We start from the raw sequence: 23,313 nt of genomic DNA, 5'->3' as shown, positions 1-23,313 counted from the left end.
CACTCACCTGTTCACATGTTGCACAATTCTCGTCATGTCCATGCAGACCCTGCTCCTCTCCGCCGCGCTGGTAGTTTTTGGAGTGATCGCCACCGTCGAGATCTCCAAATCAATCCATCAAAAAATACGCTTGCGCCGCGATAAGGCAGCCTCAACCCCGCACCGGGGCGAGGAGTCCACATGGAATGAGCTCACCGAGCATCATCGACCCGTCAGACACTCCGAGCCCGACGAGTTCACCGCCGGCCCGCATGAGCGACTCCTGGCGATCTGCGCGCCGTACTCCCTGTGCCGCCGGGACCCGTGGGACCGGCTCGCCTGCTCCGATCTTGACGGCACGCGCACCATGCTCTCCCTCGACTGGGGAGTGTGCTCGCGCGCCGACCTTCTCTCCCAGGTCCACTGGCTCATCACCTCCGGGCACCGCACCAGTTTCGATGCCGAGCGCGCCCGCTGGGTCGACACCTCCCTGGCGGAGGCCGAACGCCACGAACTACGAGAGACTGCCGAGTCATCCTCAGACGCAGCAGAGACACTGTGGCGCCTCGAGCGCATGCTCAACAATGATCGCGACATCCGCAACGTGGACTTCTCCGCCTGGGACCTGGTGCGTGCCGGCATGCTGACGCGCTGTGGATTCGCGCTGGGGTGGCTGACCGAGGACGAGACCTGGGACACGCTCGCGATCCTGGATCAGGGGCTGCGAGAGCGTTATCGGAGCTGGACGCAGGTGTCGGAGTCGTTCCGGCTGGCACGCTGGTACTGGAGCTCCACGAGTGGCAAGGACGAGCACTTCAACGACCTGCACGATCTCAACCGCTCGCTGGTTCTCCTCAGCCCCGACGGGCCATGGGGGCTCATCGACTGGGACGTCGAGACTCCCGAGCCCTCGTTCCTGATCCTCGACGACCTGCTCGACGCCGGCGTGGCGATGCCGCTGGGGGCTGGCGAGCGGAGGCACGCCACACAGTGGGAGCGCTGGGTCGACGATCAGGTCATTGTCCGCGGACAGCACCGCCCCCAGCACTTCGGGACCCATGCCGACCAGTGCCACCGGTTCGCCAAGCGCGCCTGAGGAACCTCGCCAACGGCGTCCGCGACGGGGCGGGGCGGCGGAAGCTTGTGGTGGCCCTCCTTACCTCTGTCACCAAGAACTGGCAGACACTACTGAAGTTCGCCAAGACGCTGCCACCCGACAACAGAACCACTACGACCACCATAGCCACTCCCCCGCCTCAGCGCCTGCGCCAGCATCACACCCGCCTTACGCCAGCGCAGAAGGATGAGGTGATCACCCTGTACCAGCAGAGCACGCCAGTACGCGAGATCTGCCAGCGCTATGGCATCAGCAGGCAACAGGTCAGTGACCTCCGCGCCGCTCGGGGCATCCCCTGCCGGCCACGTGGCTTGAGCGACGAGCAGAAGCACCAGGCCGAGCAGCACTACCTCGCCGGCCAGTCCTGCGCCACCATCGGCCGCCAGTTCGGCGTGCATGCCGAGACCGTCCGCCGCTACCTCCACACCACCGGCATTGCCCTGCGTCCCAGACCCGGTGCTGCATGAGCGGCACACAGCAGATGTGTAGCACCAGGCCGAACGCCACCAGCAGACGGCGCGCTCATTGTCAGCAACGACGTCGCTCAGCCAGCCGCAACCCACTCACCCCTCATCTTCCACATACCGAGCCAGCGTGCTCACCAGCCGACGGGCGCTCTCTAGGGTGATGTCGAGGCCGTGAGTGTGGGAGCCGTCGCCTATGTAGAGCCAGGTGTCGCTGTCGTGTGGGTATTGGTAGCGCACTAGGGTGAGTTCGGTGGCGGTGGGGTGATGGTGGATGGTGCCAGTCTCATCGGTGGTGCGTTCTAGGGTGATGCAGGGTATGAGGGCTGGGGCGGCTTCGTGGAGGTGGTCGTCATCTTTGTCTGGTGCATCGGCGTTGTGGCCGATGCACCAGGCTGGGCAGTCGGTGGTTGGTGATGTCTGTCTCTTGTTGTCTTCCGTCTTTGGCTGCATTGGTCTCCCCTTCCTTGGCCTTTGGTGAGTGGTGGGGCTATTGGGGGGAGAGTGAAGCAGAGGGATGGACCAGATGGAAGGTGGGAGGGCTGAGGGAGAACAGAGGAGGGGTCAGATGGTTTATGTGAGCTCCTTAGTCTTCTCGTCAAAATAGCTAACTACTTTCCACCACCGCTCACCTCTAATAAATCATCGCGGCTAGAAAAAAATAACTCCCCTAAAGCCACCAAGAAAGGAAAACCCCATGGCAAGCCCAAAGCGCTGACGAGAGTGCCCAGCAGCATAAAACCCACTCGCTTGACCCTCTTGACGTGTTCCTTAAATTCTCCAAGCAAACAACCCTTTAGCACATATAGCAAACACCATTGGATCCCTACAAACAATGTCGCAACCGAGTTGACATCATAATTAATAATAAGCCGAGCAAACCACGGTCCGCGACTATCAGACGACTTTAGTTTGCTGATACCAACAATACAATCAATAAAATAGTCGTTGATTACCCACAGAACCCCCATAGACAACACGCAAATCATAAACGCACAATACTCGTTCATCTTAGATTCACGATCACTCTTATAATATATGATCGCCAAAACCCATGGCATACACATACTACACACCCCACAGACAACATTCAAGGCGTTCCTGTAGAAAGAATTGAAACACCCCATAACAGCAAACGCAAACAAACAGAGTGACGCAAATTTCCAAAAATCCCAATCTAAGTTATTCAGTCGATTTGACACACTCAATGACTATACCCTTCATGTCACGAGCAAATACTCTTATAATTATCTGCCCCTGTCCAACCGGCAAAAACAGTTACCGTAGTTACTGTCAAGAAAAACGCGGTACAACGGTCAGCATCTCCATAGCGAGCATGGGTACTGAGGATACACTGAGAGACGAACGAAAACCACAGCATTCCAGGTGCTCATTAATCAACTCGGCGGCGGAACCACTCACGTTCACTGCACGGACACTGAGTCGCTCACGTATCACATGAGATTGATCGGACCGACCAACATCCTACAAATAAATCTCAACCGTCACCAGTTTGCAAGTTGTTTCGCATAAAATACGAATGCACTCTAACATACATTGTATGCAACTATTAACATGCTAGTGGCATCAATTCACTCAACGCTACTCAAATTTCATTTCATCAAAGAAACTCCCGAATTAACTTCAAATAGTGGCTCTTATCTGCTGTTATCTACTGTGGTTTCTCCACCACCCTCACCAACTGCCGATGCAGCTCCGGCGCTCCCGCCAGCCAGGTAAAGTTCTCGTGAGAGCGGTTCAGGGCGTTGTGGTAATCCATGGAGTTACCAGCAATATCGGTATAGACGCCGCCTGCTTCCTCAATAATGATCTGCTGCGCGACGTTGTCCCAGATCTTGCTCGTTTGGTTGGCGCAGGCACCATAGGCACCCTTCGCAACCATTGCTTGGTCGACGACACTATTAGACGAGCGGAGATTACGGATCGAGAGGATGATGGCACCAAGCAGTTCAGCCTCGCGCTTTGTCCGGGCTGGATCCTCAGGGTGGCCGTCAATACCATAGGCGACGAGACTATTAGCAAGGTCGGTTTCACGCGAGACATGGATTTTCTGATCATTACACCAGGCACCCGCGCCCTTGGTCGCAACGTAGAGCTCGTCAAAGGCAGGCAGGGCTATGCCACCAGCCACTGGTGTGTCGTGATCGAGCAGCCCAAGCATAATGCCATACTGTGGTAGCCCCACCGCGAAGTTACTCGTCCCATCGATCGGGTCAACCACCCAGGTGTAGCGCGACCCGTTATCGATACAGCCCAGCTCCTCGTCGATGATATTATGGTCAGGGTATGCTGTGCGAATTGCGTCCGTCAGGAAATGGCCGATCTCCAGGTCGGTCTCTGTCAGGACTTGATTGCGATCTCCCACCTTGACCGAGTGAGAGAGATTGCCAAAGTTCGCAGCTGCAATCTTCGCGGCGGCGGTGAGGGTGGTGGTGAGAAAGTCTTGGTGGATGGGCATGATGGACACTCCTCTTTTTAAGGACACAATCATTTTAACATTATTCTAATTATACCACAGCATCAAAATGCGCTCTTGGTAAGAGTTCTGGGTCAGACTAATGACGCAGTTGAGAGAAAGACTTTAAGGCTGCATCCCCTTCGAAGCTATCTGGAGTAATTTTGATTTGAGACTCTCGAGACACAGTTAACTGTAAAGGAAATCTGTTCTTGTGAGCCAGAGACCGCCATTTGGAAACAACTTCAGGTATGGCTAAACGCATCGGAATTAGGAACTGATCGCCCCGAGCATCAACTTCGCTGTTACAGTATGGGACAACCTGATAGACGGTACGTAGAGTTACGTCACCGAACATATACATGTATATGTCGCGATTAATTGCATTGGCTTTATATAGTGTCAACGATAAATCCAGACAAGCCAGCCAGTCATCGACAGCACTCCGCTGTTCAGGCGTCCACTTTGAGAATTCATTCCTATTCAGGGAGTACACCTCCCCTCGCTTTCGCCTCATGTCGTCACTATTGATAACCGCTGTGAGACGAAAAAATGCGTCACTCTTCGATCTCTGGCCATCCAAACGAATTACATACCAAGTTGTTATTAGGGACGTGAATGCCGTTAAGGCAGTTAGTATAGTCGCTGCCGCTATTAGTCTTTGCATCCTACGACATCCTTCCATTTCATCTGACAGCAAAATGCGCCGACGCCTATCTGCGCACACCATATCATCTATACTGCCCAACTAAAACAAGTTTATGAAAATCGGAGCCAGACACATAGTCCGAACTAGTGACCGATCTTAGAAAATTTAGTCATCACCTATGATGACATAGTAGTTTTTTTGAAGTTTTAAGTAGTTGCTCTTCAAGACGCATCGCCAGACGCCCCGCTCGACGCATCGCTGCACTCAACCATTCACACCTTTCGGCGCTGTCTGGCGGTTTGGTGCTGCTTTGTGGCGGCGACTGGGTGCCCCTTCTCGGGCTCCCCTCCTCTGCTGGCTGCGTGGCCAGGCGCGACCACTGTCGCCCGGTGGCGTCGCCTCTGCTAGGCCGTTAGCTGCCCTGGCTGGGTCCTTCGTGGTGCCAGCCGGTATCCTATAGACAGGTATCGGTACTGTTCATGACGTCACTCGGTACCTCCGCTACCACGGAGCTCAACAGCCTCCTGCTCTTCAGTCACCCAGTGCCGCTTCGCTCTCCCTGCTGATTGCTACCTCAGGCACTGCTCTCACCCCATGATCTGACCAGGTAGAGCCACGGATGGTTCCCCAGCATGCTGCCGTCGCCAATGCGAGGTGCGCGGTGCATGGCAGGCCGTTCCAGCCAGTGGTGCACCACGCTCGCGCCGTACTTCGCAGCCTCTCCTGTGTACTCTCCACCCCCTGTGCCTCTTCACTTCGCACTGGACTTTGCGGGCATTCTGAGCGTCAATGGAAAGAGACATCGGCCATGATGGCTCGTATGTCTGGACAAACGGGTAAGCGAAAGGAGGATTGAGTGTATGGAAGCAGGATCAACACAAGGCGGTGCAGCGGCAGTCGGCGCTGACCCATTTGTGGCTATGGCCGCCCAGCTCACTCCCAAGCGGGCCGTCTCATACATCCGCGTCTCCACCCGGGAGCAGGCCCAGCGTGGTGGTAGCGAGGAAGGCTTCTCCCTACCCGCTCAACGTGAAGCGAATAAGCGCAAAGCCCAGTCGATGGGTGCGCTGGTGGTGAAGGAGTTCGCCGACCGTGGTGAGTCCGCCCGCTCCGCGAACCGTCCTGAGCTGCAGAAGATGCTGGCCTACCTCAAACAGGACGGCGGCATCGACTACGTCATCGTCCACAAGCTGGACCGGTTAGCCCGCAACCGAGCCGATGATGTGGAGATCAACCGGGCCTTCGAGGACGCCGGTGTCCGGCTGGTATCGACGTCGGAGAACATCGACCAGACGCCTGGTGGGATGCTGCTGCATGGCATTATGAGCAGCATCGCTGAGTTCTACAGCCGCAACCTGGCTAATGAGGTCATCAAGGGGATGGGCGAGAAAGCCAGAAACGGCGGAACACTGGGTAAGGCGCCGCTGGGGTATGTGAATGTGCGGGGGCGGGATGAGCATGGGAGAGAGGTTCGGACGGTCGCTTTGGATGAGGAGCGCGCACCGCTGGTGCGGCTGGCGTTTACCGAGTATGCGGCGGGTAACTGGACAGTGCGGAGGTTGGCGGAGCATCTCAATAATCGTGGGCTGACCATCCCACCAACCGCCCGCAAGCCTGCCAACCCTGTCTCGGTCAGACTCTTGCAAACGCTGCTGCGAAACCCCTACTACAAGGGTGTCATCTCCTTCCAAGGCGTGGAGTACGCTGGGGCGCACAAGCCTCTCGTGGACGCCGCCACCTGGCAGACGGTGCAAGACATCCTGACCGCTCATACCAACGGCGAGCGGCAGCGTACGCACAATCATCACCTCAAGAGCACCATCGTCTGCGGCCTGTGTGGTGCCCGCCTGCTGGTGCAGCACGCCACCTCGCGTGCCAGTGGCACCTACCATTACTTCGTATGCGCCCGCCGCCATCGGGTGCACGACTGCACCTTCAAGGCGGTGCTCATCGACGAGGTGGAAGCCCGCGTGGCCGAGCTCTACCAGCAGATACGGCTCAGTAGCGATGACCGCCGCGAGATCGAGCGCTACCTGCGCGCGGAGTTCGCACACATCCAGGCCAACCGCCAGCAAGACATCCAGCGCCTAACTACACGGCAGCAACAGCTAGAAGACCGGCGCCACAAGCTGCTCGAAGCCCACTACGCCGGAGCTATCCCCCTGGATCTTCTCAAGAAGGAACAAGACCAGGTAACCAGCGGCATCCTTGCGATCCAGCGCGATCTAGACGGCTACACGGCCGACGCCGCCCTGGTGGAGCAGCACCTCACCCAGGCGCTCGACCTCCTGGAGGACTGCCACCGGCTGTACCTGGCGGCACCGGATCACCTGAAGAAGCTGCTCAACCAGGTGTTCTTCGAGCGCATCCTCGTCAATCCAGCGGTGGACGAAGATGGCCGCCCCATCATCCCACCACCAGCACTACAGACCAGCCTGAAGGCAGGGCGACGAGCCGGAGCCGCCGTGGCTGGTAGGCAGACGGCCGCCACGCAGAGTGTGGAGAAGACAACGGAGAGCGCGACCTCTTCTTGCGATGAGGGTGCTGGGGATCAGTCGGGCGGCTCGGCATTTCAGGGTGGCCACGATGACGTGCAGCCAGGCTCGATGCATACGGTGCACCGCAGCGCCATCTCCATCATCGATCCCGCGAGCCACACCGCCGTCACTGCAGAGCTGGCCTCACCCTTCGACCAACTCGGTAGCCGACAGCTACGATGGGCGGCGCAGCAAGCGGCGGTGGGTGCAGCACCCACAACAAGTACGCCCGTCCACGATGTGGACGGGCGTCGTCGATGCAATTCAGGTGATGATTCGGCCCCTGCCCCTGTTACTCAGGCCAAGGGTTCGTATACGGAGCTTGTGGTGGACCCGGCCGGACTCGAACCGACGACCGACGCGGTGTAAACGCGTTGCTCTACCAACTGAGCTACAGGTCCGGGTGCAGACGCTGCCGGGAGCACGTTCCCCGAACTTCCGGTGCCTGCACAGGCAATTGAGGGCGTAGGCAGCCTCAGCCGGAGACTTTACCGCCTCCGCTGGACGGGCCACCAATTCATCTCCGGCACTGAGGGTGCAACTCGCCGCGCGGCCATTGGCTCGCCTCAGCGCCCCCGGCTGGAGACCCTGATACCGCTCCAGTGCTGCCCCATGGATGCGGCAGAGGTCGCGTGCATGCCGGCTGTCGCGGCAGCCTCCTCCACCTCGGCGGCCTGGACGGCTCCGGTGGTACGTGCCTTGGGCGTCAGCACCCAGATGAGCCCTGCACCGTCAAGGTTGGCCTGGGCGTCCACGAGGAGGTCGGTGAGGTCGTCGACGTCACCGTCGTCATCACGCCACCACACGATGGCCGAGTCAGCCACGTCCTCGTAGTCCTCATCCACCAGAGCGGTTCCGGTCTCCGCCTCAACGGCCTGTCGCAAGGTCTCGTCGACGTCGTCGTCGTAGCCGAACTCCTGAATGATGAGACCGGAGGCGAAGCCGAAAGCCCCACCCGCTGTACTCGCCACGTCCTTACACCGTCCTTCTGGGCCCAGCCCGTCTAGCGCTCGCCCACTGTTAGGCGATAGGTACTAGCCCACCGCACCTGGCACCAGCCGCGCAAGTGAACACGCACGTCAGATTACCTTGGACTTTCCTTTGAAGGTCGATTCTGGTGCAGTCACCAGCTTGAGGCTCCACGCCCACAGCGCCCGACAGCGAAATCAACCCACCGCTATGTGGCCTACATCATACGTGAGGTGGGACTTTCCTCCCGTTGGGTGCAGCGTTCGTGCCGTCGCAGGTCGTAGATTAGGGCCGTCATCCACAGCGACCTGACTTCAGGCGCACGCCGACGCCGTCATCGGCGCCACGGTACGCAATGAGGCTCGGGCCGTCCGCACAGACGCGAGGAAAGAGGATTCCGTGAGCCCCACCAGTGACTCCACGCCGCTCATTGACGGCCTCCTGACGAAGGTGACCGACAACGACCCAGAGGAGACCAAGGAGTGGCACGAGTCCCTCGATGCCCTCATCGCGGACAAGGGCGCCAAGCGTGCGCGCTACATCCTGCTGAGCATGCTGGCTCAGGCCCGGCAGAAGAACGTCACGGTCCCCACCGAGACGACGACGCCGTACATCAACACCATCGACGTCGCCAACGAGCCCTACTTCCCCGGTGACGAGAGCGCCGAGCGCACCTACCGGCGCTGGCTGCGCTGGAACGCCGCCGTCATGGTCACCCGTGCCCAGCGCCCCGGGGTCGGGGTCGGCGGACACATCTCTTCCTACGCCTCGACCGCGACCCTCTACGAGGTCGGCTTCAACCACTTCTTCCGCGGTAAGGACCACCCCGGCGGCGGCGACCACGTCTTCTTCCAGGGCCACGCCTCACCGGGTAACTACGCTCGCGCCTTCGTCGAGGGCCGTCTGAGCGAGGCCGACCTGGACGGCTTCCGCCAGGAGGAGTCCCGCCCGGCCGGTGGCCGCGGCCTGCCCTCCTACCCCCACCCGCGTCGCATGGAGGACTTCTGGGAGTACCCCACCGTCTCCATGGGCCTTGGCCCGGCTGAGGCCATCTACCAGGCCTGGTTCGACAAGTACCTTCAGGGCGCCGGCATCAAGGACACCTCCCAGCAGCACACCTGGGCCTTCCTGGGTGACGGTGAGATGGACGAGCCCGAGTCGCGCGGCATGCTGCAGCTGGCCGCCAGCCAGCAGCTGGACAACCTCACCTTCGTCATCAACTGCAACCTGCAGCGCCTCGACGGACCGGTGCGCGGGAACGGCAAGATCATCCAGGAGCTCGAGGCCTTCTTCAAGGGCGCGGGCTGGAACGTCATCAAGGTGATCTGGGGCCGCGGCTGGGACCAGCTCCTCGCCGCGGACAAGGACCACGCCCTCGAGCACCTCATGATGGAGACGCTCGACGGCGACTACCAGACCTTCAAGGCCAACGACGGCGCCTACATCCGCGAGCACTTCTTCGGCCGCGACCCGCGCACCGCCGAGCTCGTCAAGGACTGGACGGACGACGAGATCTGGGCCCTGCAGCGCGGCGGCAACGACTACCGCAAGATGTACGCCGCCTACAAGGCGGCCACGGAGCACAAGGGCCAGCCCACCGTCATCCTCGCGCACACGGTCAAGGGCTACCTCCTGGGAGGCCACTTCGCCGGCCGTAACGCCACCCACCAGATGAAGAAGCTGACGCTGGACGACCTCAAGGCCCTGCGCGACCGGCTCCACATCCCGATCACCGACGAGCAGCTCGAGGCCAACCCGAAGATGCCGCCGTACTACCGGCCGGCCAACGACGACCCCTCGCTGCTCTACATGCTGGACCGGCGCCGCCAGCTCGGCGGCTTCATCCCCGAGCGTCGCGATGCCGGCGTCGAGCTCGAGCTGCCCGGTGACAAGACCTACGACATCCTCAAGGGCGGCTCGGGCAAGCAGGAGGTCGCCTCCACGATGGCCTTCGTGCGCCTGCTCAAGGAGCTCATCAAGGACAAGGGCATCGGTCGGCGCATCGTCCCGATCGTTCCGGACGAGTCGCGCACCTTCGGGCTGGAGTCGCTCTTCCCCACCAAGAAGATTTTCAACACCCAGGGTCAGAACTACACGCCGGTCGACGCCGACATGATGCTGTCCTACCGGGAGTCCACCTCCGGTCAGCTCATGCACACGGGCATCAACGAGGCCGGTTCGGTCTCCCTGTTCCAGGTGGCCGGCACGAGCTACGCCACCCACGGCGAGCCCATGATCCCGGTCTACATCTTCTACTCGATGTTCGGCTTCCAGCGCACCGGCGACCAGTTCTGGGCCGCCGGCGACCAGCTGACCCGCGGCTTCATCATCGGAGCCACAGCCGGGCGCACCACCTTGACCGGTGAGGGCACCCAGCACATGGACGGCCACTCCCCCATGATCGCGGCCACCAACGACGCCGTCGTCAGCTACGACCCGGCCTACGCCTACGAGATCCGGCACATTGTGCGCGACGCCCTGGAGCGCTGGTACGGACCGGACTCGGGTCGCAACCGAGACGTCATGTACTACCTGACCGTCTACAACGAGCCGATCCACCAGCCCGCCGAGCCCGACAACGTCGACGTCGAGGGAATCCTGCGCGGTATCCACCGCATCAGCGAGGCCCCCGACGGCGAGGGCCCCGAGGTCCAGCTCCTGGCCTCCGGTGTAGGAGTGCCCTGGATCGAGGAGGCCCGCCGCATCCTGGCCGAGGACTGGGGCGTGCGTGCCGCCACGTGGTCGGTCACCAGCTGGAACGAGCTGCGGCGCCAGGCCCTGGAGGTGGAGAAGGCCAACTTCCTGGCTCCCGACGGCGAGCGGCAGGTCCCCTACCTGACGCAGAAGCTCTCCGAGAGCACGGGCCCCTTCATCGCCACCAGCGACTACGATCACCTGGTTCCCGACCAGATCCGTGCCTGGGTGCCCGGCGACTACTACACCCTGGGTGCTGACGGCTTCGGATTCTCCGACACCCGTGCCGCCGCCAGGCGTCATTACCTCATTGACGCCCAGTCGGTGGTGGTGCGCGCCCTCCAGGCTCTGGTGGAGCAGGGGCGCCTCGACCGCTCCGTCCTGGCCCAGGCCGTTGCCCGCTACGACTTGACCAACGTCAATGCAGGCACCTCCGGGTCCCAGGGAGGGGAGTCCTGATCCGCCCCGTGCGGCTATAGTTGGACGCACTGACCAATTGTGGTGCCGGTGGAACGCGGTCTTCCGTGTTCCACCGGCACCACCATGTCTGCCGAATGAGGTCCTTCCTTGTCCCGCTCTTCGCTCCTGCGCTCCACCTCCTTCATGGCCGCATGCCTGCTGACCCTGTCCGGTTGCTCGGTCGGCTGGACCGGTGCAAGGGGGGCGTCCTCTACCCCGCCGGACCAGACCCACGACGCCGCCGCTCAGGAGGCTGAGGAAGAGCCCACTGGGAAGCTGGAGGACACCAGTCCCATGGATCCGCTGGAGTACGGCAACTGCACGTCCTCCGACATCCAGGACTACGACGACGAGCTGACCGACAACGACGCGGAAGACACCCGATCCCAGGCGGAGGCCCAGGTCACCAAGGTCATGCCGGCCTCCGACCAGGTCAGTGTCACCGCGAACGAGCTCTCCACCGATCAGGTGGTCAAGGTCTCGGCGGGCGCACGAGACGTAAAAATCACCGCACAAAGTCTCGTGGTCATCATCGAGGGGGAGATCGATTCACTGACCGTCAACGGCTTTGACAACACGGTCTGGATCGGCGCTTCCAATAAAGTCACGTTCGGCTCCAACGACGGGGACAGCCAGAATTACGTCTTCTGGCACTCCAGGCCTCCACAGGCGAAGGTGGATCCACAGGGGCTCAACATCATCGGCAAGGACGTTCACGCTCCTGTCGTCCGCTCCTGCCGATCCTTCTCGTGATGCCGTTCGCGGTAGAGCTGGAAGCAGCCTTCCGACGTCGGCGAGGCAGCGCAACTAGCCGCTGACCGCCCGCCGACCCTCGGAAGACAGATTCCCCTTACTCCCCCAAGTCAGGAGCGGTGGACACAACCGGCGGAGTCGACGGGTCGGATCCCGAGTAGACCTTCAAGTCGCGGAAATGGGGACGCAGAAGGTTCTCCGGGCTGAGAATCTCGTCAAGAACAGACTCCTCGAGCAGCCCCATCTCCAGCACGACCTCTCGCACACTGCGTCCAGAACGGGCGCACTCACGGCCCACCAGGTCGCCATTGTGATGACCGATCACCGGATTGAGATAGGTGACGATTCCGATCGAGTCCAGCACATTGCGACGACATACCTCCTCATTGGCCTCGATCCCCACGATGCACAGTTCCCGAAGGGTTGACATCCCGCGGGTGAGCAGATTGATGGACTCGAAGATGGTCTGGGCGATCACCGGTTCCATGACGTTGAGCTGAAGCTGCCCTGCCTCGGCGGCGAAGGTCAGCGCCACGTCGTTTCCGATGACCTTGAAGCAGACCTGGTTCACCACCTCCGGGATGACCGGATTGACCTTGGCCGGCATGATGGAGGAACCGGCCTGGCGTTCAGGCAGCCGGATCTCCCCCAGCCCCGCACGAGGTCCGGAGGACAGTAGTCGCAGGTCGTTACAGATCTTGGACAGCTTCACCGCCAGGCGTTTGATCGCCGCGTGCATCGAGACGTAGGCGCCCGTGTCACTCGTGGCTTCCAGCAGGTCATGCGCTCCTCGAATGTCCAGCCCCGTGACCTCCCGCAGACGTCCGACAACAGTGCTCTGATAGTCCGGCGGCGTGTTGAGCCCTGTGCCGATCGCCGTGGCCCCGAGGTTCACCTCCAGAAGTAGGGCGGCGTTGTTGTGAAGCCGGCTCACCTCCTCCTCCAGCAGAACGGCGAAGGCCTCGAACTCCTGTCCTAGGCTCATCGGAACCGCATCCTGAAGCTGGGTACGTCCCATCTTCAGAACATTGACGAGTTCCTTCCCCTTGGATCGCATCGACACGATGAGTCGCTCGAGCTCCTCGACGAGCGAGGCGACTAGGGTGAACAGCCCCAGACGGAATCCGGTCGGATAGGCGTCGTTCGTCGACTGGGACTTGTTGACATGATCATTGGGGTTGATGATGTCATAACGACCCTTGGCGTATCCCAGGTACTCCAGCGCGAGATTGGCGATCACCTCGTTGGTATTCATGTTGACGCTGGTCCCAGCACCCCCCTGGAACTGGTCGACTGGGAACTGATCGAGGCAGCGCTCAGCAACCAGCACCTGGTCACACGCCCACACAATCGCACCAGCAACCTCCGGGTCAAGAGCCCCGAGGTCACCGTTCGCTAACGCTGACGCCTTCTTCACCTGCACCATGCCGCGAACAAAGGCCTCTTCATCACCGACCACCGATCCAGAGATCTGGAAGTTCTCCATCGCACGCAGCGTATGGATTCCCCAATAGGCTTCCAATGGAACTTCCCGTGCACCAAGAAGATCTTCCTCTGTGCGGGTTGCCTTCGTCATCCTGAGCCTCCGAGTTGTCTAGCTAGGCACCTGCCTGTGCGTCTCCATGCTGGCATACGACGCACACATTCAGGTCATTGCAGATTCACATACCATGGCTTCCACAATGGTTACGCTATTGTAACCTGCGTAATCCTCTCCGTTCTCGCGACACACCACCCTCAGTTATCCCCGTATTTTCAACACATACTCGTGTCGGATCGCACGCCGCGCCAAACGGGAACCTACTGTCCTCAGGATATTCCAGTCGGTAGCATCCACAGCATGGATGAGTTGAGCGCTCCGGGAGTGTCTGCACTGCGACAGGCGCAGGACACAATTATTGAACACTCACTGGACCGCATCAGTTCGGCCCATGATTTCTACCGAACCCTGCCGGAGGGTTCGCGTGACCAGATCGCTGCGGTGGCCCGTCTGGGCGTCACCATGTTCGTCGACTCGGCGGAGGACCCCTCGACCCCGCTGGTCCCCTCCCAGATCTTCTCCGTGGCCCCTGCTGCTCTAACCGGTGTCATCACCCTTGAGCAGACCCTGGCTCTGGTACGCACGGTCCTCGACGTCGTTGTGGACGAGGCTCCCCGCGTCGTGCCGGATGAGGACCATGACGCCGTCCGCATCCTCGTCCTGACCTTCGGGCGTGACGTTGGCTTCGCCGCGGCCGAGGTGTATGCCCGTGCGGCTGAGGCCCGCGGCGCCTGGGATGCTCGGTTGGAGTCAGTAGCGGTCGACGCGATGCTTCACGACGCCCCCGAGGACGCCGCGACCCGGGCGGGAACTGCCGGCTGGAACGGCACCGGTCCTGTGGTGGCGATCGCCGCCAAGACCTCTCTTGATGCGCTCGGTGTCTCCAGGTTGCGTCACGAGTGCCGCAACCTCGCCAGCGACTGTCTGGTATCCGTGCGCGGAGACTCCGTCCTCATTGTCCTGGGCGACAGCCCGACCACCCACGTTCCGGCGTCCAAGCACTCCGGCCGAGAGGCCACCGCTGAGCAGCTGGTGGACCAGGCGGCCATGCAGGTGGCAGGCAGCCTGGGAGGGTCGGCCGTCGTCGGCCCGGTGGTGCCCGGCATCTCGCACGCGGGCCGATCGTTGCGCTCAGCCCTGGCCGGCCTACGGGCCCTGCCCGGCTGGGCTGAGGCACCCAACCCGGTTCATGCCGACGACCTCCTCCCCGAGCGGCTCCTGGCCGGCGACGAGCTTGCCGGCGAGCAGATCCTTCATCTGGTACACGCACCCCTCCACGAAATGGGCGACCCCTTCGAGAGTACGGTGGCCACCTACCTGGCACTGGGTGGGAGCCTGGAGGCCACCGCCCGGAACCTGTTCGTACACGCCAACACGGTGCGCTACCGCCTGGGTCGGGTCAGTGAACAGGTCGGCTGGGACGCAACGAACGCCCGTGACGGCCTCATGCTGCACATGGCGATTATCGTGGGCCGCCTGGCTGTCAGTCGGGAGGCCTGACGCGCCGCGCCCTAATACGCACCCTCGTCCACTCCTTCACGACCGGACCCGTCCGTCACCCTCGGACAGGTCCGGTCGTGGCGCTATGACCGTGCCCCGGCCGCAAACCGACCCTGGCGGTCCACTGGTTCAGGAGCACCCCTTCTCATCTGGGACAATGATCTGACCTGCGGCGCAGCCGCCGGCTAACCACAACCATCATCGAGTCACAGCGCCGTCACGGATCCTGGATACTCCGTCGCGGCGCCAGAAGGAGCCACCATGGCTGAGCAGAGCAACGACGACGTCCTGTCCGTCATCATCCAGATCGTCAGCGAGGAGTCCGGCGTCGCCGCCAAGGACATTACTAGGGACACCACTTTCGCCCAGGACCTCGATGTCGACTCCCTGGGTCTGCTAACCATCGCCACCCAGGTTGAGGAGCGCTTCGGTGTAACCCTGGACGACTCCCTCATCCCGACCCTGCCTACTGTTGGAGCGCTGGTCGACCTGGTGACCTCCAAGAAGGCCTGACGACACACATGAGCCCGGAAGCCGAGTGCCGCCCCGACGACGTCGTCGTCACCGGACTGGGGACCGTCAATCCTCTGGGCGCGGACATTGAGTCCACCTGGAGCGCCCTGCACGAGGGTACCTGCGCGGTTCGCACCCTCGAGCACGAGTGGGTCGAGAGCCATGACCTGCCTGTGCGGATCGGAGCCCCCCTGGCGGTCGATCCTGCCGAGATGCTTCCGCCCCGCCAGCTGCGCCGCCTCGACCGCGCCAGTCAGTGCGCACTGCTGGCCGCCCGCCAGGCCTGGGAGCAAGCGGGGGCCCCGCAGGTCGCCCCCCAGCGCCTAGCGGTGTCCGTCTCCCCGGGCATGGGGCCGGTCCTGTCGGTCATGGAGGCCTGGGACACGCTGAGGGACAAGGGGCCCCGGCGGGTTCTGCCGACGGCGGTCCCAGCGCTCATGCCCAACGCCCCGGCGGCCGCTGTCGGTATCGAGATGGGAGCCCACGGCGGCATCCATGCTCCGGTCTCGGCCTGCGCCTCCGGGGCCGAGGCAATCGCCTATGGTGCGGACCTCATCACGCTGGGACGGGCCGACGTCGTCGTGGCCGGGGGGACGGATGCGGCCCTCCACCCGATGACCGTGGCCGCCTTCGGCGCCATGCGGGCCCTGTCCACGCGCAACGCCGACCCGCAGACCGCCTCCCGCCCCTTCGCCCCGGACCGCGACGGCTTCGTCCTGGGTGAGGGCGCCGGGATCCTTGTTCTGGAGCGCGCTGGGCACGCCATCGCCCGTGGCGCACGGGTCCTGGCCGTGTTGGCGGGCTCAGGGGTGACTGCCGATGCCTACGACGTCGCACGCCCGGAGCCATCTGGCGCGGAGCAAGAGCGAGCTCTGCAGCTGGCTCTGGAACGCGCGGACCTTGGCGCCGACGCTGTTGGGCACGTCAACGCCCATGCCACCTCGACACCTGCCGGCGACGTCGTCGAGGCCGGTGTCCTGGCCAGAACGGTGCCGAACGCGGCGGTCAGCGCCACGAAGTCCGCCACCGGTCACCTCCTGGGAGGGGCCGGGGGGCTGGAGGCGGTGCTGACCGTCATGGCGCTGCGGGAGCGCTGGGCCCCGCCCACGCTGCTGCCGGCCGGAGTGGATCCGGAGCTGGCCCAGCTCGGGCTGGACGTCGTCGGGCCGCAGGGCCGGGACCTGCCCCGGCTGACGGCCGCAGCCAGCACCTCCTTCGGCTTCGGAGGGCACAACGTCGCCCTAATTTTCGCCCGCCAGTAGCCGTGCTCGGGCGGGAGCCGCCATGAGACCTCACCTGTGACCCATGGCGCTGGACCCGGCCGGTATGGTCAGGCACAATAAGCCGTGCATGCCGCGTGCGTCATGACATGAGCCCGGTTGCGGGTCGAGACCGTTGGGGAAGGCGAATCTCGAAACCAACCAGGAGGCGATACTCATGATCGGTGCCTACACCCGCGGTGTACTTTTCGTGCATTCAGCACCTCGGGCGCTCTGCCCCCACATCGAGTGGGCAGCGGCCGAGGTGCTCGGCTCGCGTGTCCACCTGGACTGGACCGAGCAGCCTGCGGCTCGGGGCATGATGCGGGCCGAGACCAGCTGGGTGGGGCCTGCTGGAACAGGAGCCAGCCTTGCCTCGGCCCTGCGCGGCTGGGCGAACCTGCGCTACGAGGTGACCGAGGAGGCGAGTGTCGGCACCGACGGCGGCCGTTGGTCCCACACCCCCGATCTGGGCATTTTCCACGCCCAGACGGATGTTCACGGCAACGTCGTCGTCCCCGAGGACCGGATCCGTGCCGCGCTCGTCTACGCGACTGATCCTGAAAGGATGCGCCGCGAGCTCGATCTGGCTCTGGGGCAGGCCTGGGACGACGAGCTCGAGCCCTTCCGCTACGCCGGAGCCGGTGCGCCCGTGCGCTGGCTGCACCGCGTCGGCTAGGAACGCCGAACATAGGACGCCTCATCGCCTGCTGAAAACCGGGTGGGGCAACAGGTTTCGTGACCTGTTGCCCCACCCGGTTCGCGTCCTGGGGACGTTACAGTCCCTGCGCCCGCAGCTCCTTCATCGCCTTGGCCCGGTTCTTCCGGTCGAGGCGGTCGAGGTAGAGGTGGCCCTCCAGGTGGTCGCACTCGTGCTGGATGCAACGAGCCATGAGCTCCTCCCCCTCGACGACGACTTCCTTGCCGTCCAGGTCCACTCCCTCAGCCCGGGCGTACCACGCTCGCTCCGTGGGGAACCACAGGCCCGGCACTGACAGGCAGCCCTCGTCCCCGTCCTGGTACTCGTCCTTGGAGACCTCGACGATCTTGGGGTTGAGGATGTAGCCGATCTCGCCGTCGATGTTCCAGGAGAAGGCACGCAGACCGATCCCGATCTGATTGGCGGCCAGGCCGGCCCGGCCGTCCTCATCGACCGTCTCGAGCAGGTCCTCAACCAGAGCCTTGACGGAGTCATCGATGTCAGTGATCCAGTCGCACTCGGTGCGCAGGATCGGGTCGCCAATGATGCGGATGTCGCGGTATGCCATGGCAGCATCCTCCCATGACCGACGCGACGAGGTCATGTTCGGCTCACGTCGCGATCTGCTACGCGCCCGCCACCGGCGACATCCCACGGAGACCGGACGGCCTTCAAGCGCAGACATATCTTTTCGAGAAAAATTAACTACCATCTGTGATGCGCCACCGAGTTCGACCACGAGGAGAACACGAGTCAATGGCTTCAGATCACCCTAGGCGCAGCCCACATGGTCGACATTCTTTCTGCACGCAACCCCCGTGCCACAAATCATAAATAACCCACCTTACCAAACCTTAAATGAATTGCCTGCCAGGCAAATTAATACCCAAATAGGTGACCCACACAAGGAAACCAGGTAACAAAATATTAAGGCAACAACACTTCCTATTGTCACTTTTCCGCAACATTACAGACAACCGAACATCTGATCCGACCAAAGCCCTAGCCGGACACAGAATTGGGGTGAGAAACTACGCACTACATCCCAACCAAACATCCTGGAGCAAATATGGAACCCCTCCTACAGTTCAAGTCCCACATCGCCGGAAAGAACGCCACCGTGACCATCTTCCCCGACAGGGTGGAGTGGTCACGCAAGGGCTGGCTCGGCACCGGAACCAAGGCTGGCCTAGCAGTCATGACCATGGGCGCTTCCTTAGCCGCCACAGGAATCCGCCGCAACGAAGACGGCGAGATCATCCCCATCAGCTCGATCTCCCACGTGGCCAAGCGCCGAGGCAAGGGCTTGAACACCGTGGTCGTCCTGACCACCAGCGGCGGCGATGTCGCAATGCGGGTCCACCACGGAGACGCCGACCGTGTCATCGATACCATCCTGCGCCTCCAACGCGGCGAAATGGTCGCTCCTACCGTACCAGCACCAACCGCAGGCCACGGCATCCTGGACCAGATACAAGCGTCCGCGAACGAGCTGGCCGACGGCATTCGCCAAGCCACCAACGAACATCCTGCTGCACCGGCCGCGAGCACGGATGACGTCATGAATCAGCTCAAGAAACTCGGCGAGCTGCGCGATGCGGGAATCCTGTCCGAAGAGGAATTCACCACCAAGAAGACAGACTTGCTCGCACGCCTGTGATGTAGCGATCCGGATCGAGAGATGGGGGTTGCCCCTGTAGAGGTCCTCCCGGTCGTTGACACTGGGGGCAGCGCCCTCCTCGCATCCCATCTGGTAGCCGCCCCACCAGGAGAGAGCGGTCGAAGCGAGGACGAAGGCTGCAAGGAACAGATAGATAACAAAAGCTTCCATTACCAGCTCCCCTTGAGGGCAAGCGCGTTCTCGTCGGTAGGCTTGCCAGCACCACTACCCGCGACAGCACCGAAGCTTCCGCTCCCTCACGAGGAGGAGTTATGAAATACGAACTGCACGCCCTTGGCGAGAAGTTCATCATCGAACAGGGCATTGAAATCGGCGGCGCTGATGTGGAAGAGGCGGCTGATATTGCTCTCGCTTTCCGACGCGGTGGCACCTTCACCGCCCTGACCACGCACGGCGAAATCACCTTCAACGTGCCTGATGGCGGTATCCCCGTCTGGGTGAAGCCGCTCAAGCAAAGTGAAGGTTGGGCGCAGGTCATGTAGTCCTGCCGAGAGCATCGGCTGCGGGGTCTCCTCGAACACTGTGGATTCGGGGAGACCCCTTGTCGCACGCAAGCAACAAGCAGTGGCACTATTTCCCGGGTTCTCACGATGCACCACAACGGAGTCTTCGAGCCACCGAAGCATCACGCCATGTCTTTGGGGGAAACAGCCTGTACGTCCTGGATCAGGACAGGCAGACACGGGCACGACTGGCCCACCTCGTGGTGGTAGCCGATGCAGCGGGAGTCAAGGCACCACACTTATCCCCGGTCCAGGTCGTGCCGGCTTGCTCGTAGTGCAGGACATAGTCGCGGGCACCAATACCGTGAGCAGTGGCAGTCCGGCGGGCCTCGTCAGACAGACCGCGTACCCGCTTGCTGCCATAGGTCGTCACGCCGCCTCTTTCTGATCGGCTTGCGAGCGCCGGGAGACGTCCTGAGGCAGAAGAGAGGGGAACTTGTCGCAGCGCTTCTGGGCGGCCCCGGACTCGACCAGTAGCAACTCGCCAAGACGATCACTGTGAGCCACACCAGCGTCAGCAGCGACAAGACCGGCACGGTCTCGAACCCGAGGAAGATCGTCCTCGACACATGACCTTTGGCTACCAGAGCGACTGTTCAATGGTCACCAACGGCATCGCACCCACACCAGAAAACGGCGGAGCCCCAACCTGTGAGGCTGGGGCTCCGCGCTATGAGCTCCTGCGGCTGGACTCGAACCAGCAACCGTCCGATTAACAGTCGGATGCTCTGCCATTGAGCTACGCAGGAATGCGCTTGACGCGCAGTGAACTTTAGCAACATCCCGCGGCGACGTCGAATCCGACGAAGCACAGAAAACGCTGATATTCCAAGGACATCCTACCGTGTGGGCAGGCCCACACCCTCGCGGACGCGGTTTTCCAGCTCCTGAAGCGCGCGGCGATCCTCCGCCTCATCGACCTGTGAGATCAGGGGACGGGTGACGGAGTAGAGCTCGCCGTCGCTGCCTCGACGCACGCTGGCTGTGGCCGTGACACCGCTGGGAAGCGTCGTCACGGCGCTGTGGATGATGACCGCCTCCACCCGCTGGCGCAGGGCCTTGGCGAAGGGCGCGACGTCCGCTGAGGCGTAGGCGTCGCCGTGGCGCACTCCGGCCGGGACCTTCAACACGAGGTCCTCGCGCCCCTGCTGCGACCACCTCAGGGTGAAGACGCGCTCCTCGCCATCCCAGGTTCCGTGCTCCACCTCGTTCCAGGGGTGGGTCTCGGGTCTGCTGCGCCCATTGAAGACCACGAGGGCGCTTGCCGTGGCCACTGCCCACGCTGAACCCTCCGTGTCCAGGGGAACAGCCCCCAGGGCGGGCTCATGCAGCTGTTCGCGCATCTCCAGCGGAAGCGTGGCGGTGGAGCGGGTGGATGAGCCTTGACGACGGCGCAGGATCGGCATGGCCGCCAGGCTACCTGCACCTGCTCGCCGCCGTGGGCCGCCACCAGGTCTCAGGTCCCCTGCCGTATGTGCATACGGCGTTGCTCGAGAGCGGCAATCTCGGAGAACAGCTCGCGGTAGCCCTCCTCATGTGGCGACATCCGCCGGTGACGTGAGCGCATCTCAACGAGCCTGCGGTTGATACCCATGACGGCGAGGGAGGCGAGCGTGTCCTTGGCATAGCGCTCCAGATCGGCAGCGTCCACCTCGGTGCCGCGTCCCCGGACAGTGGGCAGTGGTAGGGGTGCCACGGCGAGCTCGGTGATGGCGGCCTCGACCAGACCGATGGCGCCATCACGCACCTGCTGGAGCCAGCGCAGCGTGGACCGGCGCTGCGCCTCCTGCTCCCCCATGCCGGCGGCCACCGCCTGCTGGACCAGCCCCCGCACCTCCCCAGTGCCTCCGGCGGCGGCGACGGCCTCGTAGACGGCGCGGTGAGTGAGCTGCCCGAAGGAGTCGGCCCCGAGCTCGTCGGCGCCGGCCTGGTGGGCCGCCATCGGGAACTGGATGATGACGGACAAGGCCACCCGCTCAAGCCGCTCAACGGGGTCGGTCACCGGCGGTAGCCCCCGCACCGGGGCGGCGGCGTCGAGGCCTGCGGTCTCATCGGCAGGCCACTGGCCACCCCGTGCCGCACTGGGCTGGGCCCCTCGTCTTCCAGCGGCCTGGACTGCGGCGTGGACCTCGGCGTCGGGCAGACCCAGCCATCCGGCCAGGCGCCGGGTGTACTCGCGCTTGAGCGCCCGGTCCCGGATGCCGGCCACCACCGGTGCCGCCGAGCGCAGCCCCCGGACTCGCCCTTCGGAGGTGTCCAGGTCCAGGTGGGACAGGGAGGTGCGGATGACGAACTCGAACAATGGCACCCGCCGGGACAGCAGGCGCGGGATACCCGAATCCCCCTCCTTCATGCGCAGGTCGCAGGGGTCCAGGCCGCCGGGGTCGACGGCCACGAAGGTCTGGGTGGCGAAGCGCTGGTCCTCGGCGTAAGCACGCAGGGCGGCCTTCTGACCGGCTGCGTCCCCATCGAAGGTGAAGATGACCTCGCCGCCGCGGGCCTCTCGCCCCTGACCGGTGACCACTCCCGCCGCCGGGTCGTCCACATCCCCCAGCAGGCGGCGCACGACCCGCACGTGGTCCGCGCCGAAGGCGGTCCCGCACGTGGCCACGGCCGTGGTCACCCCGGACAGGTGGGCGGCCATGACGTCGGTGTAGCCCTCGACGACGACGATCCGGTGGGAGCGGGCAACCTCCCGTTTGGCCAGGTCCAGCCCGTAGAGGACCTGGCTCTTGTGGAAGACGGGGGTCTCGGGGGTGTTGAGGTACTTGGGGCCCTGATCCTCCTCTAAGAGCTTGCGCGCCCCGAAGCCGACGGTGGCTCCGGTGACGTCCCGGATGGGCCAGATGAGGCGACCGCGGAAGCGGTCGTAGACGCGGCGCCCGTCCTGCCCGCCCCGGCTGCACAGGCCGGAGTCGACCAGCTCGGCCTCGGTGTAGCCGGAGCTGCGCAGGTATCGCGCGAGATTGTCCCATCCGGCGGGCGCGTAGCCGACGCCGAAATGCGCAGCAGCGTGGCGGTCGAAGCCCCGAGCCGTGAGGAAGTCCCGCCCCGGCTGTGCCTCCGGGGTAGCGAGCTGCTCGCGGAACCAAGCCTCGGCCAGGCGGTTGGCGTCCATGAGGCGCTGCCGAGTGCCCGGCTCGACTCCGCGCCGTACCGCACCGCCCTCCTCGTAGCGCAGCTGGACCCCAGTGCGGTCGGCGAGGTACTCGACCGCCTCGGCGAATCCAAGGTGATGAATCTTCTCGATGAAAGTGATGACGTCTCCGCCCTCACCGCAGCCGAAGCAGTGCCAGTAGCCGAGCTGGGGGCGGACATGGAAGGAAGGGGTGCGTTCATCATGGAAGGGGCACAGCCCCTTGAGCGAGCCGACGCCGGCACTCTTGAGGGTCACGTGCTCACCAACGACGTCCTCAAGCCTGGCGCGCTCACGCACCGCCTCGATGTCCTCACGCCTGATCAGTCCCGCCACAGGGTCATCGTAGGCGAGGGCACCGACATTCTGAGCCAGGGCTTGAAC

Annotated in this window: 19 protein-coding genes and 2 tRNA genes; 11 read left to right on the top strand and 10 right to left on the bottom strand. The window is 63.0% G+C overall.

Annotated features, from left to right (window positions below; genetic code table 11):
* Positions 1-34: 34 nt before the first annotated feature.
* Both AXE84_RS10325 and AXE84_RS10320 read left to right on the top strand, forming a co-directional pair.
* Positions 35-1,075 (top strand): DUF1266 domain-containing protein, encoded by a 1,041-nt coding sequence (locus AXE84_RS10325; protein ID WP_060957812.1) that lies wholly within the window; start codon positions 35-37, stop codon positions 1,073-1,075.
* A gap of 50 nt (positions 1,076-1,125) precedes the next feature.
* Positions 1,126-1,563: a helix-turn-helix domain-containing protein gene (locus AXE84_RS10320; protein WP_167542053.1), complete on the top strand. Its 438-nt coding sequence runs from the start codon at positions 1,126-1,128 to the stop codon at positions 1,561-1,563.
* A 96-nt stretch (positions 1,564-1,659) separates the two neighbouring features.
* Here AXE84_RS10320 and AXE84_RS10315 read toward each other — a convergent pair whose 3' ends face one another.
* The 3 genes from AXE84_RS10315 to AXE84_RS10310 all read right to left on the bottom strand — a co-directional run bounded on the left by AXE84_RS10315 (position 1,660) and on the right by AXE84_RS10310 (position 4,039).
* A complete protein-coding gene (locus AXE84_RS10315) occupies positions 1,660-2,013 on the bottom strand; it encodes a DUF6907 domain-containing protein (RefSeq protein ID WP_060957810.1) in 354 nt (117 codons plus the stop codon).
* Positions 2,014-2,171: 158 nt separating this feature from the next.
* The gene (locus AXE84_RS12945) at positions 2,172-2,762 is read right to left on the bottom strand and encodes a hypothetical protein (protein ID WP_150116272.1); all 591 of its coding nucleotides are present in this window, start codon (positions 2,760-2,762) and stop codon (positions 2,172-2,174) included.
* A gap of 470 nt (positions 2,763-3,232) precedes the next feature.
* Positions 3,233-4,039, bottom strand: coding sequence for an inositol monophosphatase family protein (locus AXE84_RS10310; protein ID WP_081093205.1), 807 nt, complete (start codon positions 4,037-4,039; stop codon positions 3,233-3,235).
* A 1,566-nt stretch (positions 4,040-5,605) separates the two neighbouring features.
* Between AXE84_RS10310 and AXE84_RS10305 the strand changes: the two genes are divergently transcribed.
* Complete coding sequence (locus tag AXE84_RS10305; RefSeq protein WP_420480494.1) at positions 5,606-7,591, top strand: recombinase family protein; 1,986 nt, start codon at positions 5,606-5,608, stop codon at positions 7,589-7,591.
* Here AXE84_RS10305 and AXE84_RS10300 read toward each other — a convergent pair.
* Together AXE84_RS10300 and AXE84_RS10295 are read right to left on the bottom strand one after the other, a co-directional pair.
* Positions 7,548-7,623, bottom strand: a tRNA-Val gene (locus tag AXE84_RS10300). The genes AXE84_RS10305 and AXE84_RS10300 overlap by 44 nt on opposite strands.
* A 165-nt stretch (positions 7,624-7,788) precedes the next feature.
* Complete coding sequence (locus tag AXE84_RS10295) at positions 7,789-8,193, bottom strand: DUF3052 family protein (protein ID WP_010615390.1); 405 nt, start codon at positions 8,191-8,193, stop codon at positions 7,789-7,791.
* 397 nt (positions 8,194-8,590) lie between these two features.
* Here AXE84_RS10295 and aceE point away from each other — a divergent pair, with 397 nt between their 5' ends.
* Both aceE and AXE84_RS10285 read left to right on the top strand, forming a co-directional pair.
* Positions 8,591-11,344, top strand: a complete 2,754-nt coding sequence (gene aceE / locus AXE84_RS10290) for a pyruvate dehydrogenase (acetyl-transferring), homodimeric type (RefSeq protein ID WP_060957808.1) — start codon at positions 8,591-8,593, stop codon at positions 11,342-11,344.
* Positions 11,345-11,452: 108 nt separating this feature from the next.
* Positions 11,453-12,097, top strand: a complete 645-nt coding sequence (locus AXE84_RS10285; RefSeq protein WP_060957807.1) for a hypothetical protein — start codon at positions 11,453-11,455, stop codon at positions 12,095-12,097.
* A 97-nt stretch (positions 12,098-12,194) separates the two neighbouring features.
* On the opposite strand, the gene aspA is transcribed toward AXE84_RS10285, so the two are convergent.
* Positions 12,195-13,673 carry an aspartate ammonia-lyase gene (gene aspA, locus AXE84_RS10280; protein WP_060957806.1) on the bottom strand — a complete coding sequence of 493 codons (1,479 nt, stop codon included), beginning with the start codon at positions 13,671-13,673 and terminating at the stop codon, positions 12,195-12,197.
* A gap of 264 nt (positions 13,674-13,937) precedes the next feature.
* Between aspA and AXE84_RS10275 the strand changes: the two genes are divergently transcribed.
* The 4 genes from AXE84_RS10275 to AXE84_RS10260 all read left to right on the top strand — a co-directional run bounded on the left by AXE84_RS10275 (position 13,938) and on the right by AXE84_RS10260 (position 17,588).
* The gene (locus tag AXE84_RS10275; protein WP_176713574.1) at positions 13,938-15,137 is read left to right on the top strand and encodes a PucR family transcriptional regulator; all 1,200 of its coding nucleotides are present in this window, start codon (positions 13,938-13,940) and stop codon (positions 15,135-15,137) included.
* Between the two features lie 261 nt (positions 15,138-15,398).
* Positions 15,399-15,650 (top strand): acyl carrier protein, encoded by a 252-nt coding sequence (locus tag AXE84_RS10270; RefSeq protein ID WP_010613137.1) that lies wholly within the window; start codon positions 15,399-15,401, stop codon positions 15,648-15,650.
* A gap of 8 nt (positions 15,651-15,658) precedes the next feature.
* Entirely contained in the window at positions 15,659-16,912 is a 1,254-nt protein-coding gene (locus AXE84_RS10265) for a beta-ketoacyl-[acyl-carrier-protein] synthase family protein (RefSeq protein ID WP_060957804.1), read from the top strand.
* Between the two features lie 175 nt (positions 16,913-17,087).
* Entirely contained in the window at positions 17,088-17,588 is a 501-nt protein-coding gene (locus AXE84_RS10260; RefSeq protein ID WP_060957803.1) for a DUF3145 domain-containing protein, read from the top strand.
* A gap of 97 nt (positions 17,589-17,685) precedes the next feature.
* Here AXE84_RS10260 and def read toward each other — a convergent pair whose 3' ends face one another.
* On the bottom strand, positions 17,686-18,177 hold the full coding sequence (gene def / locus AXE84_RS10255; RefSeq protein ID WP_004564721.1) for a peptide deformylase: 492 nt from the start codon (positions 18,175-18,177) through the stop codon (positions 17,686-17,688).
* 552 nt (positions 18,178-18,729) lie between these two features.
* Here def and AXE84_RS10250 point away from each other — a divergent pair.
* Both AXE84_RS10250 and AXE84_RS10245 read left to right on the top strand, forming a co-directional pair.
* Positions 18,730-19,269, top strand: coding sequence for an SHOCT domain-containing protein (locus tag AXE84_RS10250; RefSeq protein WP_208854554.1), 540 nt, complete (start codon positions 18,730-18,732; stop codon positions 19,267-19,269).
* A 272-nt stretch (positions 19,270-19,541) separates the two neighbouring features.
* Positions 19,542-19,772 (top strand): hypothetical protein, encoded by a 231-nt coding sequence (locus tag AXE84_RS10245; protein WP_060957801.1) that lies wholly within the window; start codon positions 19,542-19,544, stop codon positions 19,770-19,772.
* A gap of 698 nt (positions 19,773-20,470) precedes the next feature.
* Here AXE84_RS10245 and AXE84_RS10240 read toward each other — a convergent pair.
* The 3 genes from AXE84_RS10240 to dnaG form a co-directional block, all read right to left on the bottom strand.
* Positions 20,471-20,542, bottom strand: a tRNA-Asn gene (locus AXE84_RS10240).
* 90 nt (positions 20,543-20,632) lie between these two features.
* Positions 20,633-21,199 carry a hypothetical protein gene (locus AXE84_RS10235; protein WP_060957800.1) on the bottom strand — a complete coding sequence of 189 codons (567 nt, stop codon included), beginning with the start codon at positions 21,197-21,199 and terminating at the stop codon, positions 20,633-20,635.
* A gap of 50 nt (positions 21,200-21,249) precedes the next feature.
* The gene (gene dnaG, locus AXE84_RS10230; protein ID WP_060957799.1) at positions 21,250-23,265 is read right to left on the bottom strand and encodes a DNA primase; all 2,016 of its coding nucleotides are present in this window, start codon (positions 23,263-23,265) and stop codon (positions 21,250-21,252) included.
* Positions 23,266-23,313 lie beyond the last annotated feature (48 nt).

Origin of the sequence: Actinomyces oris (genome assembly GCF_001553935.1) — a bacterium.
Lineage (GTDB): Bacteria > Actinomycetota > Actinomycetes > Actinomycetales > Actinomycetaceae > Actinomyces > Actinomyces oris_A.
This window is presented reverse-complemented; position numbering and strand designations above follow the sequence as displayed.